A 16,846-nucleotide genomic window follows, 5' to 3' on the forward strand; every position below is an offset into this window, starting at 1 on the left:
ATTGTAGTGCGAAAATAAAATCAGAAAAGAGAAATGTTGAAGTTTTGTGAATTTTATCACATTTTTTTAGAACAATAGCTCAAAAATAAAACGATTTGCTGGTTAAATCTTCCATCAAGATCATCTTTATTTTTTGAGTAAATAATCTTGCTAGCGGTCTTCTTTTAATCTTTTCTTGCAAAAATTTAAATTCAGTTATTAATGATCAATAACACTAAAAAATTTTAACACGATTTCAATACTTTAAAATGACAACGATATTTATTTTTTTCGTCAATTTCAGACCATTTTTCACTTTCCAATCGCCACTGACTTTCATCAAAATCGAAAAAAGTATCTCCTTCAATATTCGCTTGAATTTCCGTGAGATAGAGTTTATTTGCCATTGGCAATACCTGCTTAAATAACTCTCCACCGCCAATAACAACAATTTCTGCAGATTCTTCTACATCTGTTTTTGCAAATTTTTCCGCTAATTCAACCGCTTGTTCTAAACTTGCTGCACTGCTTGCTCCATCAACAGAAAAACCTGTGCGAGAAAGAATAATATTTGGACGCTGTGGCAGTAAACGCCCAATAGACTCATAGGTTTTACGTCCCATAATAACAGGCTTTCTAACCGTATTCGCTCTAAACCACGCTAAATCAGTCGGCAAATGCCACGGCATCTGGTTATCTCGCCCAATCACTTTATTTAACGTTCGTGCCACAATTAAACTTATTTGCACTATACAACCCTCTTTGCTTACTTTATTTTGAAAATAGAATGATTTTAGCAGATAATGATATCTAATATCCTCCACTATACTGAAAATTATGTCAAAAACTCGTGTAATTAAACTCGGCACAAGCACCCTCACCAATGGTTCAAAAAGCCTTAGCCGTCCAGATATGTTAGAAATTGTCAAACAAGTTGCTAAATTACACCAACAAGGTGAACGCATTATTATTGTTAGCTCTGGAGCAGTTGCTGCAGGGCGAGATTACCTAGAGCATCGGGAACTACCTGCAACTTTAGCTAGCAAACAGCTTCTTGCAGCCGTAGGGCAAAGTCAGCTAATCCAAGTATGGGAAAGTTTATTTTCGATTTATGGCATTAAAATCGGACAAATGCTAATTACTCGAGCAGATATTGAGAACAAAGAACATTTTCTTAACGCTAGAGATACTCTAACTGCTCTGCTTGATCAAGGCATTATTCCAATCATCAATGAAAATGATGCGGTTGCCACCGCTGAATTTCGTATTGGAGACAATGATAACCTTTCAGCATTGGTCGCTATTTTGGCACAAGCCGAACAGCTCATCTTATTGACCGATCAAAAAGCCTTATTCGATAGCGATCCACGCAAAAATCCAAATGCAAAACAAATTCCTATTGTTGAAAAAATCACGCCAGCGATTCATCAAATGGCAGGAGGAAGTGGCACGCTATTAGGTACTGGTGGAATGAGTACCAAAATAGCCGCAGCCGATATTGCCACACGTTCAGGCGTTGAAACATTTATTGCCTCTGGAAACCACCCAAATATCATCATAGAACTGGCACAAGGTTTGGAAATAGGCACACGTTTTCTCGCACAAGCAGATAAATTGGAAGCGAAAAAACAATGGCTATTTGGTGCTCCACCTGCTGGCAAAATGGTCATTGATAAAGGTGCAGAAAATGCACTTCTGCATCAACAAAAATCGCTGCTACCTGCAGGTATTTTACAAATTGTCGGTCAGTTTACTCGTGGTGAGGTAGTAAAAATCCTAAACCTCGAAGGAAAAGTGTTGGCACTAGGAATCACACGTTACAACAACGATGCTCTAGATCTGATTAAAGGCAAAAAATCAAATGAAATTGAAACGATTTTAGGTTATGAATTTGGTGCAGTCGCCGTTCACCGTAATGAAATGGTGGTGTATTAATGGAATTCAGTTGGGAAATACTTTCACTACTCTTTTTGGTCGCATTGTTTGCAGGATTTATTGATTCAATTGCAGGAGGCGGAGGTTTAATTACGATTCCAACTCTACTCTCGCTTGGATTGTCCCCTGCGATTGCTCTTGGTACAAATAAACTACAGGCTTGCGGTGGCTCATTTGCTGCCTCGCTCTATTTTATACGCAAAAAAATCGTCAGCCCCAAACAAATCTGGCTATTCATTTTATTAACCTTTATTGGTGCAGCACTGGGGACAATTTCAGTGCAAATTTTAGAAACGGAAATATTAAATGCAATTCTCCCCTTCTTGATACTTTGCATTGCACTCTATTTTTTATTTAGTCCACGTCTGAAAGACGAAGATAGCCGACAACGAATCAATGACTCGACATTTGCATTTGGTATTGCATTCAGTATTGGTTTTTATGATGGTTTATTCGGTCCTGCCACAGGTTCATTTTTTACCCTTGCTTTTCTGCTGCTACTCGGCTACAACTTAACAAAAAGTGTCGCTCACGCTAAAGTATTGAATTTCACATCAAATCTAGCCTCGCTGCTTTTTTTCATTTTGGGCGGAGCAATTATATGGAAAATCGGATTAATTATGATGGCGGGACAACTGATTGGTGGTTCTTTGGGAGCAAAAATGGTGGTAACAAAAGGTAAAAAAATCATTCGTCCATTGATTGTTACCATATCACTCCTAATGACTGCTAAAATGTTCTTTCAGCAAGGTTATTTCTCATTCTAGGCAATTTTATTTACTTATGAACCAACAAAAACGTATTGAAATTCTCACACGGTTACGCAACGCAAATCCGCACCCAACCACAGAACTACAGTATAGTTCTCCGTTTGAGCTACTAATTGCTGTCATTTTATCAGCTCAAGCGACTGATGTTGGGGTAAATAAAGCAACAGCAAAACTTTACCCTATCGCTAACACTCCACAAGCAATCCTTGATTTAGGCGTTGATGGATTAAAAGAATATATCAAAACCATTGGTTTATTTAATAGTAAGGCGGAAAATATTATTAAGACCTGCCGTGATCTGATTGAAAAACATAATGGCGAAGTGCCTCAAACACGAGAAGAGTTAGAAGCCCTTGCAGGCGTCGGACGAAAAACAGCAAATGTTGTCCTTAATACCGCTTTTGGACACCCCACAATAGCTGTTGATACGCATATTTTTCGAGTTGCAAATCGTACTAATTTTGCTGCAGGGAAAGATGTTGTAAAGGTGGAAGAAAAATTATTAAAAGTGGTGCCGAATGAATTTAAAGTTGATGTCCATCATTGGTTAATCTTACACGGACGCTATACCTGTATCGCCAGAAAACCCCGCTGTGGCTCTTGTATCATCGAAGATTTATGTGAATATAAAGAAAAAACAGAGCTATAAACGCTCTGTGATCAACCTAAAAATAAGCCATTAATTTTTTTAAGCGGTCAAAATATAACATTTTTTTGCAAAAATAGCAGTATTTCTGACCGCTTGAACACATTACCGCATTTTTCTATTTAAACTTCTTTCGTTACTTCTAATTGAGACTGAATGCGAGCAAGCTCTTCATCACGCAAAACTCTACGAAGAATTTTACCCACATTACTTTTTGGTAATTCATCTCTAAACTCAATCTCTTTCGGAATTTTATAACCCGTTAAATGTTTTTTGCAGTGCTGGCGAATTTCTTCACGGGTTAAAGTTTCATCTTTTTTCGTTACATAAAGCTTAACACTCTCTCCAGATACTTCACTTGGCATACCAACAACAACAGCCTCATTCACCTTCGGATTTAATGCCACTACATCTTCAATCTCATTAGGATAAACATTAAATCCAGAGACAATAATCATATCTTTCTTACGATCTACAATGCGAAGATTGAGATCATGCCCCATTTCCACAATATCGCCTGTCGCCAACCAACCGTCTTTGATCGTCTCTGCGGTCTCTTCAGGTCGTTGCCAATAACCGCTCATCACTTGTGGACCCTTAACCCATAGCTCACCACGTTCACCAATAGGTAAATCATTACCTGCCTCATCAACAATACGAATATCGGTATTTGGCATCGGTACACCAATAGATCCTGAATATTCTGTTACATCGTTACGAGTTGCTGCAATCAAGGGAGAACATTCTGTCATTCCGTAACCCTCAATAATATGATTACCTGTTACCTCGTGCCAACGACTTGCAACCGAACGTTGGATCGCCGCACCACCGCCAACTGACAGTCTCAACTTTGAAAAATCAACCTCTTTAAATTGGTTATTATTTAATAGTGCATTAAATAGGGTATTGACCCCTGTAATTGCCATTACTTGATATTTTTTTAACTCTTTAACAAAACTCGGAATATCTCTTGGATTGGTAATCAACAACCCTGTTAGCCCCAATTCAATAAATAATAGGCAATTTACCGTTAAGGCAAAAATGTGATACAAAGGCAAAGCGATAACACCAATACGCTCATTTTGCCCTTTAATTAACGGATAGGCGACCCATTTTGCTTGAAAAATATTCGCAATAATATTCTGATGACTTAGCATCGCTCCTTTCGCTACCCCTGTTGTACCACCAGTATATTGCAAAAAGGCTAAATCTTCACGATTGACCGTAGGTTTAACATATTGGCGTTGTTTACCAACACTCAAGGCTTCACGAAAGCTAACAGCGTGAGGCAGTTTATATTTTGGTACTAACTTTTTAACATATTTGACCACAAAATTCACCAAAGTCCGTTTACCAAATGCTAGCTGATCGCCCATTCGAGTTAAAATAACGTGTTCTACTGCTGTATTAAAGACTATTTTTTCTAAAGTAGCGGCAAAATTAGAAACGATAACAATCGCTTTCGCACCGCTATCATTTAACTGGTTTTCCAATTCTCGAGGAGTATAAAGCGGATTGACATTAACAACTATAAGCCCTGCTCGCAACGCACCAAATAATGCAATTGGGTATTGTAATAAGTTTGGCATCATCAATGCAATGCGATCACCTTTCTCAAGATGAAGCTCATTTTGTAAATAAGCAGCAAAAGCACGGCTACGCTCCTCTAACTTACGATAAGTTAATACCTGTCCCATATTAATATAGGCAGGAATATCAGGATTACGCTGTACTGCTTGCTCAAACATCTCAACGAGAGAATCATATTGATCAACATTCAGTGTACGTTTTGCTCCCTCTGGATAATTATCAAACCAAATCTTTTCCATTCTGCACTCCTAAATTCTATATAAAAATTGCGGTATATATGCCTGCTGTGAAGTATGATTTAAAAATAGTTTTATACCTGCAAATGTGAATAATGTTGTAATAACTATTGCCATTGCAGTGATCAGCTCATTGGTGATAAAAGATGAAAAAATAAAAGTGGAAGCTAACAAGGAAAATAAGGGTATACCATATAGTAGAAAAACACTGTTCAATACACTTTTTTCTGCAAGACCAATCGCAATTTTATCGCCAACATTAAGTGTCTCATTTACCTCAAGGTAAAATTCAGGAACGAATTTTTCCCCAGAGAGTGCAGATAGTGATTTTGTGCCACAACTGCCATTTGCACTACAGCCGCCACAAGCCGATTTTGCATAACATTGAACCTTAGCAATACCATCACGATACTCAACTACAACAGCCTGCTCAACCATCATTTTACATTTCTCCTACTACCCTCTACGAGCGGTGGCTTTTTTTTAAAATTTTTGCACTCTTTTTACAATCAATATTCTGACAATATCGCACTTAATAAATGAAATCAAAGAAAAAACCATAAGAAAGGCTAGAATTATCTTCTAGCCTTTGTTTATTGACAAGTCATTAATTAAACTTACAAATAGAATTTTTCAACAAAGTTTAATTTTTCATCTAATTTCAACACTAATGGCTGACCTGTTGGAATTTCAAAATCCATAATATCTTCATCAGAAATACCAATAATATGTTTTGCTAATGCACGCAATGAGTTACCGTGTGCAGTTACTAAAACACGCTTGCCTGATAACAATGCAGGAGCGATTTGATCTTCCCAAAATGGCAATACACGCTCTAAAGTTACTTTAAGATTTTCACCATCTGGCACAACATCAGCAGGCAAATGTGCATAACGTCGGTCATTATGTGCAGAGTTTGGATCATTTGGATCAAGTAATGGCGGTAATGTATCGTAAGAACGACGCCAAATATGTACTTGTTCATCACCATACTTCTCTGCAGTCGCTTTTTTATCTAACCCTTGTAATTCACCGTAATGACGCTCATTTAAACGCCAATTCTTCACTTGAGGAATCCATAATTGGTTAGACTCTTCAAGCACAATGTTACAAGTTTTAATCGCACGAGTGAGTACAGAAGTAAATGCAATATCAAATTCGTAGCCAGCTTCAAGCAATTTTTTACCTGCTGCTTTAGCTTCTTCAACACCACGCTCTGTTAAATTTACATCACGCCAACCTGTAAATAAATTCTTTGCATTCCATTCACTAAAACCGTGGCGAATAAATACCAATTCCATATGTTCTCCCTAGAAGTTAATAAATAAATCAGGTGCTTTATAACAAAAAAGCAAGAATATTAAAAGTTAAACCTTCATTTACATTTATTTAGATAGCATTTTTACTCTTCTAACATCTCAAGCAATTCTTTTGGTTGCACATAACCTGCAATTAATTCCCCTTGCTCAGTGACAATATTTGGCGTCCCTGTTACTCCAAATTTGATCCCCAATTCATAATGTTTTTTTACTAAATTTGGTGTTTTAAGTGTTTTAGGTACATTACCATTTTCTGCTTCATTTAAAGCAAAAACTCTATCTTGGGCATTCCAAATTGCTTCCATCTGCCCTGCAACTTTAGAGCTTGGTCCTGAGCGTGGAAACGCAAGATAACGAATAGTAATACCCAAGTCATTGTACTGTTTAATTTTTGTATGAAGCAAATGACAGTAATGGCAAGTAATATCCATAAATACCGTAACAACGTGCTTTTCATTTTTAGCAGGGTAAATAATCATCTCATTACGCAAGCCATTCAATTCTTCCATCAATGCTTGATTAGTGAGATCAACCGCTTTTCCGTCTTTTAACTCAAAAATCTTTCCTTGCACAATATAACGACCATCTTCGCTAATTTGCAAAACGCCTTGATCGGAAATCGCTGTTTTAAAATTGGCTAAAGGTGAATCTGAAATTCTAACATTAGTTGCCCCAATTTTTTCAAGTTGTTTTTTCAAAGCAGCATCATCAGCATTTGCTACACCACCAAATAAAGCCAATACAGTTACAAGGGGTAAGTTACGTTTAAATTTTTGCATTTTTTTCCTTATTATTGCAGTTTAAGTTTTGTTTCGATAAATTTTGCTCGGTTTAAAAAAGATTTTCGTTCTTTTCCTTCCATTCCAGATCCTGTTGGTAATTTCACTGTCATCGGATTTACTGGGTGTCCGTTTATATGGAATTCATAATGTAAATGTGGTCCAGTTGAACGTCCTGTATTACCCGAATAAGCAATGCGATCGCCTTTTTTAATAGCTTGCCCAACTTTAACCAGCGAACGGCTCAAGTGCATATAAACGGTTGTATATTGCGTACCATGTCGTATTTTTAAATAACGTCCTGCCCCATTTGCTTGATAAGCGATATGAATCACAACACCATCAGCAGGTGCAATCACAGGCGTACCTACAGGCAGAGCAAAATCAACTCCTTTATGAGGAGCAATACGCCTCGTTACAGGGTGTTTACGCCGTGGGTTAAAAGGCGATGATATTTTAGCTTTTGATAACAATGGATAACGAGAAAATCCCTTCCCTAGGGTTTCACCTAGACGATTATAGTATTGCCCATTTTTAGCTTGAATAGCATAATAGCTCTTATTTCCTGTAATAATATGAATTGCTTCCACATTCCCCAAATCTGTTACTTTACCATCAACATACTCACGCTTAACAAGAATCGCAAATTTATCGCCAGACTTCAATTTATTCATTGCAACTTGCCATTGTAGTCCTCTCGTTAATTGCTGAATCTGCCGGTTTGAAAGCCCAACTGCTTTTAAACTGGCAGATAAACTCCCTTTAATCGTTCCTTGAAGCACATCATCTCGCCACTCACTTTTTTTGACAATCGTCTCAACGGCAAATTTATTATCGGCTTTTCTCTCGAAAATTTTCTCTTCTTTTTCCGAAACAAGCCAATTTATATACTCCAAATTTCCATTAGGATCTAAAACCCAATAAAATTGCTGACCTGCCTGTAATTTTTTTAATTCAGGGAATTGCTGCTCTAATGCAGATGAATACACTACAGAAATACCCGATTGAGAAAGCACATCTTTTAACTTATCACCTTGAACAACAACATAACTAAATTGGTTTTGGATACGAATCGCTTCATCAACCACTTCTAAAAAAGTACTTAAGGCATCTTCTGCTTCTGCAGATAAACTAGATAAATCAACCTCTTCAGCCTCATCATCAGAACCGAATAACTCGTCTTCATAAGAAGTCGCTTCCTCGTTAATTCCAACATTACCTGCATTCGTATTCTTTAGATTTTCCTGATCTGATTTTAAAGAAGATTTATCTATATTTTGTGCTATTTTGAAGGTAAGAAGATAGGATTGAACACTATCTAAGGAAATTTTTGCAATTGATAAAATTTTTGAATTTGAATCAGAGTGAAGAGGCGATATTAGCGTAATATTACTCTCTGTAACCTGTGAACCATATATCTCATTTTTAGCTTTATACACAAGAAAAGCACCGACAAAAATAGACAACAAGGCAACAAAAAAAATCATTCTTTTTAGGCGATTTCTTCTGCGTCTTCGATCCCGAGCAAAAATAATATGTTGCAAAATATATCCTTAAATCCTTTATCTATTATCGCAGATTCCATACTGAAAGTGGTAGACAAATGAAAAACAAAAAAATTCCTGTTTTCCCTTGTCAATTCTCAAAAAAAACGCTAATTTCTTCTTAGTGTCTATAACATATTATTTATAAAATGACTGAAACTCATTCTAACGCAATACTAGAGCCACTTGTTCGCCTAGATAATATTCAACTCTGTTTTAACGAAAAAATAGTCTTAGATAATATTAATCTAAAAATCTACCCCAATTCAATTACCACGATTGTAGGACCAAATGGAGGTGGAAAATCAACCATACTCAAGGTACTTCTTAAACTAATAAAACCAAATCAAGGCAGTGTTTATCATCAAAAAGGCTTAAAAATAGGTTATGTACCACAAAAATTACACCTTGATTATTCGATGCCGATCACTGTCAAAAAATTTCTCTCTTTGAAACCAAATACAACTGAATCTAGAATTGATGAAATATTATCACTTTTTACTATTAAGTCTCTTTCGAGCAATCCAATGCAAAAATTGTCGGGCGGAGAACTCCAACGAGTTTTATTAGCTAGAGCTATTCTAGATCAACCGCAGCTACTCGTATTAGATGAACCAATGCAAGGAGTGGATATTACAGGGCAGAGCGAACTCTATCAACTATTAAATCACACTCGCCATTGGCTAAACTGTGCTATTTTAATGGTTTCACACGATTTAAATATTGTAATGGCAAATACGGATGAAGTACTATGTGTTAATCGGCATATTTGTTGTGCAGGCACACCCGAATCGATTTCTAGTGAACCGAATTTTATTCATTTCTTTGGTGATCAATTTGCAAAGCATGTTGCATTTTATACCCACCAACACAATCACCACCACGATTTAAGCGGTCAGATTTGCCGTGGAAGATGCAATCATTAAAGATGATATTATAAAGAGGTTGTAAAAAAGTTATGTTCGATATTCTCTTTCCTGCTTGGCTTGCAGGCACGTTACTTGCTTTTATCACCGCACCACTAGGTGCATTTGTCGTGTGGCGTAAAATGGCATATTTTGGTGACACTCTTGCCCATTCAGCTTTACTCGGCGTTGCATTAGGCATATTTCTACAGATTGATCCTTACCTCTCCGTAATTGGAATCACTATTCTTCTTGCTTTGGCTTTAGTTTGGATTGAACAACGTTCAAGTCATAGCGTCGATACTATCTTGGGTATCATTGCTCACTGTAGCCTATCTTTAGGCATCATCACGCTGAGCTTATTAGACAACGTCAGAGTTGATTTGATGTCTTATTTGTTTGGCGATCTTCTTGCAATTGGATTTAGCGATGTCGCATTAATCGCTATAGGTGTTATCGTTATCGGCTGTATTCTAGTTCTTTTTTGGCAAAAACTTCTCTCAATCACAATTAGCCCAGAACTCGCCTATACAGAAGGACTTAACATCTCTAAACTACGCTTATTATTGATGGTGCTAACTGCATTAACCATTGCACTTAGTATGAAATTTGTAGGAGCATTGATTATTACCTCTCTACTCATTATCCCTGCTGCTACAGCACGTCGATTTTCTCAAACTCCAGAGGCAATGGTTAGTTATGCGATCTTTTTTAGCTTTCTCTCCATTAGTGGCGGTTTATTTCTCTCTGCCATAAAAGATACTCCAGCAGGTCCTTCCGTTGTCATCTGTTCGGGTACATTGTTTCTACTTTCACTCGCTAAAAAAATCTAGCTGCTTGATTGCACGGGCGTATTGTATACGCCCCTAGCTCCTTTCAACCGTTTCTTTTGACTGCGTCTTTTCTGAAAAAATTGACTGATTTGCTGACGGCATTGGGCATTTAATACTCCTCCTCGGATTTTTAATATGTGATTCATTTTATAATCTTCAAATAAATGAAAACGTGATCCAATTGCCCCCGTTTTATAATCACTTGTACCAAACACCAACCGCCCAATACGACTATGCAAAATTGCCCCTGCACACATAGGACAAGGTTCAAGGGTAACGTAAAGCGTAGTTTCTAATAAACGGTAATTACCCAGTCGCTGACCTGCTTGGCGGATAGCTTGTATTTCTGCATGAGCAGTCGGATCATTCATTAAAATTGAGCTATTCCAACCCTCTCCAATAACTTGTCCAAGTTTATCTACAAGTACCGCACCTATTGGAATATCGCCTTGAATTTCAGCTCTTTTTGCCAAACTCAAAGCATATTTCATAAAATATAAGTCTCGATCAGATAACTCAAGATCACAACTCTGTTCATTTGTCTGAATAAACATATCAACTTTACTATTCATTTTTATTATGCCATCACTGATTTTATCCCTATTTCATTGATGGCGAAAAAACAGAATAAAAAGCCCCATCACTGGGGCATTTTATTAATCACGACGAGGGCGTTTCTCATTAAAACGTTTTTCTTTAAATCCACCACGATCATCACGACGATTACCTGATCCAAAGCGGTCATTCCCTCGTGAATTTTTGCGGCGATCATCACGTCCACGACGATCGTCAAATGATTGACTATTGTTTTCAGCTGCTCCCAATAATGTCATCTGCATTTGCTTATTCAATACTCTAGCTTTTTGTGCAAAATGTTGTATTAACTGAGTTGGCATTCCTTGTGGCAGTTCAATAGTTGAATAAGTGTCGTGCAATTTAATGTGTCCAATATAGCGACTACTAATATCGCCTTCATTTGCAATTGCTCCCACAATATGACGTACTTCAACGCCATCTTCACGACCAATTTCAATACGATATAAATCCATCGCCACGCCATTATTATCACGATGTTCACGACCACCACGGCGTTCCATTGAACGAGGGTTTTCACGCCCACCTCGCTCACTACGCCCTCTCTCCACTCGACCTCTATCGCCACGGATTGGACGAATTTCAGGATCTGGAGGAAGAATCAATTTTTGTTTTTCTTGCAACAACATCATCATTGCGGCGGCTAACTCTTCGTGATCTTGATCAGCCGTAAATAAATCTTCCAATAACTCTCGATATTTTTCTAAATCGTGATGTTCTAACTGTTTAGAAATTCGAGCTTTAAATTTCTCACGACGTTTTTCCATTAACACTTGATGATTTGGTATTGGTACTTCATCAATCGGCTTTTTCATTAAATGCTCAATATTTTTAAGCAAACGGCGTTCTCTAGATTCCACAAACAATAAGGCACGTCCAGAACGTCCTGCACGCCCTGTCCGTCCAATACGGTGAACATAGCTTTCTGAATCAAGCGGAATATCATAATTCACCACAAGACTGATACGCTCTACATCTAGTCCTCGTGCTGCAACATCAGTTGCCACTAAAATATCAAGACGCCCTGATTTTAAGCGTTCGAGAGTTTGTTCTCTTGCTTGTTGAGTCATATCGCCATTTAATGCTGCTGCACTATAACCATTACGTTCAAGCAATTCGGTAATATCAACGGTTCCTGTTTTAGTACGAGTAAAAATAATCGCTGCATCAAAATCTTCTACTTCCAAGAAACGTAACAATGCATCATTTTTACGAAAACCATTTACTAACCAATAGCTCTGGGTAATATCTGGTGCTGAGCGTTGTGTTGCTTGAATTTTCACTTCTTGAGGATTTTTCATAAAACGACGAGTAATTCGACGAATTGGCTCTGGCATCGTCGCAGAAAAAAGTGCCGTTTGATGATTTTCTGGCAATTCAGCCATCACAGTTTCAACATCATCGATAAACCCCATTCGTAACATTTCATCTGCTTCATCTAATACAATAGATTTCAATGCAGAAAGATCCAATGTACCACGGCGAATATGATCCAAAATACGCCCAGGGGTACCCACTACGATTTGAGCCCCATTTTTTAATGCTCGTAGCTGAATGTCATAACGCTGACCGCCATAGACTGTAACAATACGCACACGCATATTTTTGGTAAATTGCTCGCAGGCATCTGCCACTTGAATAGCTAATTCACGGGTCGGTGCCATCACCAGCATTTGTGGATAACGCTGTTCAGGATCAATTTGAGCTAATAAAGGTAAAGAAAAGGCTGCAGTTTTCCCACTCCCTGTTTGTGCCATACCTAACACATCACGCCCTGCTAAAAGATGAGGAATAGTTTCTTGCTGAATAGGTGATGGATTAACAAATCCCATTTCATTAACGGCATCAAGAAGTGATTGAGGTAAGCCAAGATCGGCGAAAGTGGTTTTAATTTCAGTTGTCATAAAGTTCCAAATATCAGAAAGTAGAACGCTTTTAAGCCATTCTACAGTTTAAAATATATTGTTGAGTATTTAGGTAAAGTAAATATTGATTAATATCAAGAATGATGAACTTACAGTGTCAGTACAAGCGGTTAGTTATACAAAAAATTTTACAATTTAAACGCTGTATCGCCCTAATTTTTCCCAACAATCACGGGAGTTGTTTGATTAGTACGTAATTGTAATAATTCAAACAGAGCAAAACGGTACTCAACAAAGTTATAAACTTGATTTGCAACGGTTAGACGAAACAAGCTATGAGCTTCTTTCGTTTGATTCATTTTGAGTGCTTGTTTTGCAAGGTAAAAATAAGTTTCAGTTAAAATTTCTGCATATTGAACCGTATTCACTTCTGTCCGTGCATTCATTTTTAACTGAAGGCTTTCTAATGTGAGATTACCTAATAGATAATCTACTAATGTAGTTCCCCAAAAGCCTTTTGATAACAATTTAGAACGAATCGCTAAATTCGTTATCGCAGCATCTGGATTCAATTCTAATTCATTAAAATATAACCATAACGCTCGATAAGGATCACTTTTATCTGCTCGATAAAAAGATACTAAATCACGTTCAGCTTCTGTATAACGCCCACTATAATAAAATGCCAAACCTCTATTTAAACGAGTGTAATCATAACTAGGCTCTAGATCTAACACAGTATTAAAGGCATCAATTGCACCGTCATAATCTTCCTCAAGCAATAAATATAATCCTAAATAATTATAAGCCGCTGCCATTCTCGAATTCAAGGCAATCGCTTGAGTAAAATCATAGCGAGCTAATGACCAAAGCCCTAGATTATCGTAAATTATGCCTCTTTCGAAAAGTAACTCCGCACGCTCTTTTGTCGTTAATCTTGCTCTATCTAACATCTGTGTTAGCCTTACAATCATCACTTCTTGCTTAAAATGTATCTTAGGATTTAATTCTGCCAAAGCTAAATTATTTGGCGAAATCATTTCCGCAATACGATGAGTACAGCCTGTTAATAAAAAGATAGTAAGGAAATTAATTAAATAGAAACGAAAACTAAACAACTTAAAACGTTGTAACATTCACCAAGACCTTTAAAAAGGAAATTTTACATCAAATGCAGGAACACATCGCTGCGTTCACTGCATAAAATAAAGTATAAATTGCTATACTTCAAATTAATTAGGCTTCAACAGAAGGTTGCACTTCATCAATTTCAGCCAATTCTGGCACAACATTCAGATCTTTCATCGTTAAGCGGATACGACCTTGACGATCAATTTCCACGACTTTAACTTGAACATCTTGTCCCACAGCTAAATAGTCTGACACACGCTCAACACGCTCATTGGCAATTTGTGAGATGTGAACTAGCCCTTCTTTACTGCCTAGAATTGAAACAAATGCACCAAAATCAACCACTCGAGTTACTTTCCCTGTATAAAGTGTATTGACTTCTACTTCAGCAACGATCTCTTCAATACGTCCCATTACTGCTTTAGCCGCATTATTATCTGTTGCTGCAATTTTAACCGTACCATCGTCATCAATATCAATTGATGTCCCTGTTTCCTCAGTTAAAGAACGAATAGTTGCACCACCTTTACCAATAACATCTTTAATCTTCTTCGGATCAATTTTCATCGTATAAATACGAGGCGCAAAATCAGAAATATCTTCACGAGCAGTTGGAAGAGCTTGCTCCATTACACTTAAAATATGCAGACGAGCACCTTTTGCTTGAGCAAGGGCAATCTGCATAATTTCAGGCGTAATACCTTCAATTTTAATATCCATTTGCAATGCAGTAATACCTTCACGAGTACCCGCAACTTTAAAGTCCATATCTCCCAAATGATCTTCATCACCTAAAATATCAGACAACACAACAAATTTATCATCTTCCTTAACCAAGCCCATTGCAATACCTGCAACCGCTGATTTAATTGGCACGCCAGCGTCCATTAATGCTAAAGACGCACCACAAACTGATGCCATTGAAGAAGAACCATTCGATTCGGTAATCTCAGATACTACACGCACGACGTATGGAAATTCATCAGCACTTGGCATTACGGCCAATACACCACGTTTTGCCAAACGACCGTGTCCAATTTCTCGGCGTTTCGGTGATCCAATGCGTCCTGTTTCTCCAACAGAGTACGGAGGGAAATTATAATGAAACAAAAATCTATCTGATTTTTCACCTGTTAATTCATCAATCGTTTGAGCATCACGTTCTGTGCCTAATGTTGCTACTGCTAGAGCTTGTGTTTCACCACGAGTGAATAATGCAGAGCCGTGCGTACGAGGCAACACACCTGTACAAATATCCAATGCACGTACAGTATCTACCGTACGCCCATCAATGCGAGGTTCACCCGCAATAATACGACTACGCACAATTTGGCTTTCTAATGTGCTGATAATATCACCAATCTTCCCTTCATTCAGAGCTTCATCTTTTGCTATGAGTGTTGCAATCGTTTCTGCTCGAATAGCATCAATCTGTGCATAACGAGCCTGTTTTTCTGTAATACGATAAGCATCGCCAAGACGAGCTTCGGCAATCTCTTTCACTTGATTAATTAATGCTGTATTTTCCTCTGGAGCTTTCCAATCCCAACGAGGCTTACCTGCTTCTTTTACAAATTCTTTAATATTTTCAATCACCACTTGCTGTTGCTGATGACCAAAGACCACCGCAGATAACATCTGTTCTTCGCTTAAAATATCCGCTTCTGACTCAACCATTAAGACGGCTTTATCGGTTCCTGCAACCACCAAATCCAAACGGCTTATTTTTTGTTCAGAAACTGTTGGGTTTAGCACAAGTTGATCGTTAATAAAGCCAACACGAGCCGCACCAATCGGACCATTAAATGGCACCCCTGATAAAGAAAGTGCCGCAGATGCACCAATCATTGCAACTAAATCAGGGCTAATCTGTGGATTTACAGAGACCACTGTCGCAATCACTTGAATCTCATTGAAAAAACCTTCAGGGAAGAGAGGGCGAACAGGTCGGTCAATTAAACGTGCAACTAACGTTTCACCCTCAGATGGGCGACCTTCACGCTTGAAAAAACCACCAGGAATACGACCTGCTGCATAAGTACGCTCTTGATAATCTACCGTCAAAGGGAAAAAATCTTGCCCTTCTTTTACATCATTTTTTGCTACCACGGTAACAAATACCGTCGTGTCGTCCATACTTGCCATTACCGCTGCCGTTGCTTGGCGTGCGATCGCACCTGTTTCTAACGTTACAGTATGCTGACCATATTTAAACTGTTTCACAATTGGAGTCATTCGCTCATTCCTTAATCATTTTAAATTTTACTATTTTATCTCTTAAAATTGCGACTAGTAAAAATACTCTACTGCCTTAAACCATCAAATATAGTTCAACTATTAATCGTTAGGCACAAAATATTTTTAATAGCCGCTTCTTAAATCCACAGAGATAAAACTAGTGCATTATACAGATATTTCATAAAAATGTGTTGATTATTTGTGATTTAAGCGGATTAATCAAATAGCCATCTATGATTAAGCTTCAATAGAAATCAAAAATCCCCCCAAGCCGAAACTTGAGGGGACTGGATTATCATAAATAGATAAGAACGTTCTTTTTACTTTTTAGCTGTCTTTCCCTTTACTAAAAGAGAAAAGAGGAAAAAAAGAAAGCCACGCAACACCCTACCACTCGTAGTTTATCCCCGCTCCTCCACTCACATCGCCTCCGCTTAACGCAAAACCTGCCCTCGCAGAAAAACCTTCATTCACTCGATAAC

General features: G+C 37.8%; 16 protein-coding genes. 5 read left to right on the plus strand and 11 right to left on the minus strand.

Annotated features, from left to right (window positions below; all coding sequences use genetic code 11):
* Positions 1–224: 224 nt before the first annotated feature.
* On the minus strand, positions 225–728 hold the full coding sequence (locus EV693_RS05870; RefSeq protein WP_132501441.1) for a dihydrofolate reductase: 504 nt from the start codon (positions 726–728) through the stop codon (positions 225–227).
* Between the two features lie 88 nt (positions 729–816).
* Here EV693_RS05870 and proB point away from each other — a divergent pair, with 88 nt between their 5' ends.
* The 3 genes from proB to nth are packed head-to-tail and all read left to right on the plus strand — an operon-like array spanning position 817 to position 3,333.
* The gene (gene proB, locus EV693_RS05875) at positions 817–1,914 is read left to right on the plus strand and encodes a glutamate 5-kinase (RefSeq protein WP_132501442.1); all 1,098 of its coding nucleotides are present in this window, start codon (positions 817–819) and stop codon (positions 1,912–1,914) included.
* Positions 1,914–2,681 (plus strand): TSUP family transporter, encoded by a 768-nt coding sequence (locus tag EV693_RS05880; RefSeq protein WP_132501443.1) that lies wholly within the window; start codon positions 1,914–1,916, stop codon positions 2,679–2,681. Before proB ends, EV693_RS05880 begins: the two co-directional genes overlap by 1 nt.
* Positions 2,682–2,697: 16 nt before the next feature.
* Positions 2,698–3,333 carry an endonuclease III gene (nth, locus tag EV693_RS05885; RefSeq protein WP_132501444.1) on the plus strand — a complete coding sequence of 212 codons (636 nt, stop codon included), beginning with the start codon at positions 2,698–2,700 and terminating at the stop codon, positions 3,331–3,333.
* A 119-nt stretch (positions 3,334–3,452) separates the two neighbouring features.
* Here nth and fadD read toward each other — a convergent pair whose 3' ends face one another.
* From fadD to mepM, 5 genes are all read right to left on the minus strand, one after another.
* Positions 3,453–5,159: a long-chain-fatty-acid--CoA ligase FadD gene (fadD, locus tag EV693_RS05890; RefSeq protein ID WP_132501445.1), complete on the minus strand. Its 1,707-nt coding sequence runs from the start codon at positions 5,157–5,159 to the stop codon at positions 3,453–3,455.
* 9 nt (positions 5,160–5,168) lie between these two features.
* Positions 5,169–5,597 carry a SoxR reducing system RseC family protein gene (locus EV693_RS05895; protein WP_132501446.1) on the minus strand — a complete coding sequence of 143 codons (429 nt, stop codon included), beginning with the start codon at positions 5,595–5,597 and terminating at the stop codon, positions 5,169–5,171.
* A gap of 176 nt (positions 5,598–5,773) precedes the next feature.
* Positions 5,774–6,457: a 2,3-diphosphoglycerate-dependent phosphoglycerate mutase gene (locus EV693_RS05900; RefSeq protein ID WP_132501447.1), complete on the minus strand. Its 684-nt coding sequence runs from the start codon at positions 6,455–6,457 to the stop codon at positions 5,774–5,776.
* Positions 6,458–6,558: 101 nt separating this feature from the next.
* Positions 6,559–7,254 (minus strand): bifunctional protein-disulfide isomerase/oxidoreductase DsbC, encoded by a 696-nt coding sequence (gene dsbC, locus EV693_RS05905; RefSeq protein WP_132501448.1) that lies wholly within the window; start codon positions 7,252–7,254, stop codon positions 6,559–6,561.
* Positions 7,255–7,265: 11 nt separating this feature from the next.
* Positions 7,266–8,798 (minus strand): murein DD-endopeptidase MepM, encoded by a 1,533-nt coding sequence (gene mepM, locus EV693_RS05910; protein WP_132501449.1) that lies wholly within the window; start codon positions 8,796–8,798, stop codon positions 7,266–7,268.
* A gap of 149 nt (positions 8,799–8,947) precedes the next feature.
* On the opposite strand from mepM, the gene znuC reads away from it, so the two are divergent.
* Together znuC and znuB are read left to right on the plus strand one after the other, a co-directional pair.
* Entirely contained in the window at positions 8,948–9,724 is a 777-nt protein-coding gene (znuC, locus tag EV693_RS05915; protein WP_132501450.1) for a zinc ABC transporter ATP-binding protein ZnuC, read from the plus strand.
* Positions 9,725–9,756: 32 nt separating this feature from the next.
* On the plus strand, positions 9,757–10,536 hold the full coding sequence (gene znuB / locus EV693_RS05920; RefSeq protein WP_132501451.1) for a zinc ABC transporter permease subunit ZnuB: 780 nt from the start codon (positions 9,757–9,759) through the stop codon (positions 10,534–10,536).
* Here the strand turns inward: znuB and tadA are convergent.
* The 5 genes from tadA to EV693_RS09765 all read right to left on the minus strand — a co-directional run bounded on the left by tadA (position 10,533) and on the right by EV693_RS09765 (position 16,838).
* Positions 10,533–11,090 (minus strand): tRNA adenosine(34) deaminase TadA, encoded by a 558-nt coding sequence (gene tadA, locus EV693_RS05925; RefSeq protein ID WP_132501458.1) that lies wholly within the window; start codon positions 11,088–11,090, stop codon positions 10,533–10,535. The two genes, znuB and tadA, sit on opposite strands and share 4 nt — an antisense overlap.
* Positions 11,091–11,192: 102 nt before the next feature.
* The gene (locus EV693_RS05930) at positions 11,193–13,034 is read right to left on the minus strand and encodes a DEAD/DEAH box helicase (RefSeq protein WP_132501452.1); all 1,842 of its coding nucleotides are present in this window, start codon (positions 13,032–13,034) and stop codon (positions 11,193–11,195) included.
* A 173-nt stretch (positions 13,035–13,207) separates the two neighbouring features.
* Complete coding sequence (gene nlpI, locus EV693_RS05935; protein ID WP_132501453.1) at positions 13,208–14,131, minus strand: lipoprotein NlpI; 924 nt, start codon at positions 14,129–14,131, stop codon at positions 13,208–13,210.
* 100 nt (positions 14,132–14,231) lie between these two features.
* Positions 14,232–16,361: a polyribonucleotide nucleotidyltransferase gene (pnp, locus tag EV693_RS05940; protein WP_132501454.1), complete on the minus strand. Its 2,130-nt coding sequence runs from the start codon at positions 16,359–16,361 to the stop codon at positions 14,232–14,234.
* Between the two features lie 390 nt (positions 16,362–16,751).
* Complete coding sequence (locus tag EV693_RS09765; RefSeq protein ID WP_424991510.1) at positions 16,752–16,838, minus strand: hypothetical protein; 87 nt, start codon at positions 16,836–16,838, stop codon at positions 16,752–16,754.
* Between the last annotated feature and the right edge of the window lie 8 nt (positions 16,839–16,846).

This window comes from Nicoletella semolina (genome assembly GCF_004345745.1).
Lineage (GTDB): Bacteria > Pseudomonadota > Gammaproteobacteria > Enterobacterales > Pasteurellaceae > Nicoletella > Nicoletella semolina.

Excerpts from the sequence above, each read along its gene's own strand:
- tadA (WP_132501458.1), bottom strand. The coding sequence starts at position 11,090 with ATGTTTATTCAGACAAATGAACAGAGTTGTGATCTTGAGTTATCTGAT.
- proB (WP_132501442.1), top strand. The coding sequence starts at position 817 with ATGTCAAAAACTCGTGTAATTAAACTCGGCACAAGCACCCTCACCAAT.
- fadD (WP_132501445.1), bottom strand. The coding sequence starts at position 5,159 with ATGGAAAAGATTTGGTTTGATAATTATCCAGAGGGAGCAAAACGTACA.
- dsbC (WP_132501448.1), bottom strand. The coding sequence starts at position 7,254 with ATGCAAAAATTTAAACGTAACTTACCCCTTGTAACTGTATTGGCTTTA.
- znuB (WP_132501451.1), top strand. The coding sequence starts at position 9,757 with ATGTTCGATATTCTCTTTCCTGCTTGGCTTGCAGGCACGTTACTTGCT.
- EV693_RS05900 (WP_132501447.1), bottom strand. The coding sequence starts at position 6,457 with ATGGAATTGGTATTTATTCGCCACGGTTTTAGTGAATGGAATGCAAAG.
- EV693_RS05930 (WP_132501452.1), bottom strand. The coding sequence starts at position 13,034 with ATGACAACTGAAATTAAAACCACTTTCGCCGATCTTGGCTTACCTCAA.
- EV693_RS05895 (WP_132501446.1), bottom strand. The coding sequence starts at position 5,597 with ATGATGGTTGAGCAGGCTGTTGTAGTTGAGTATCGTGATGGTATTGCT.
- nlpI (WP_132501453.1), bottom strand. The coding sequence starts at position 14,131 with ATGTTACAACGTTTTAAGTTGTTTAGTTTTCGTTTCTATTTAATTAAT.
- pnp (WP_132501454.1), bottom strand. The coding sequence starts at position 16,361 with ATGACTCCAATTGTGAAACAGTTTAAATATGGTCAGCATACTGTAACG.
- EV693_RS05880 (WP_132501443.1), top strand. The coding sequence starts at position 1,914 with ATGGAATTCAGTTGGGAAATACTTTCACTACTCTTTTTGGTCGCATTG.
- znuC (WP_132501450.1), top strand. The coding sequence starts at position 8,948 with ATGACTGAAACTCATTCTAACGCAATACTAGAGCCACTTGTTCGCCTA.
- nth (WP_132501444.1), top strand. The coding sequence starts at position 2,698 with ATGAACCAACAAAAACGTATTGAAATTCTCACACGGTTACGCAACGCA.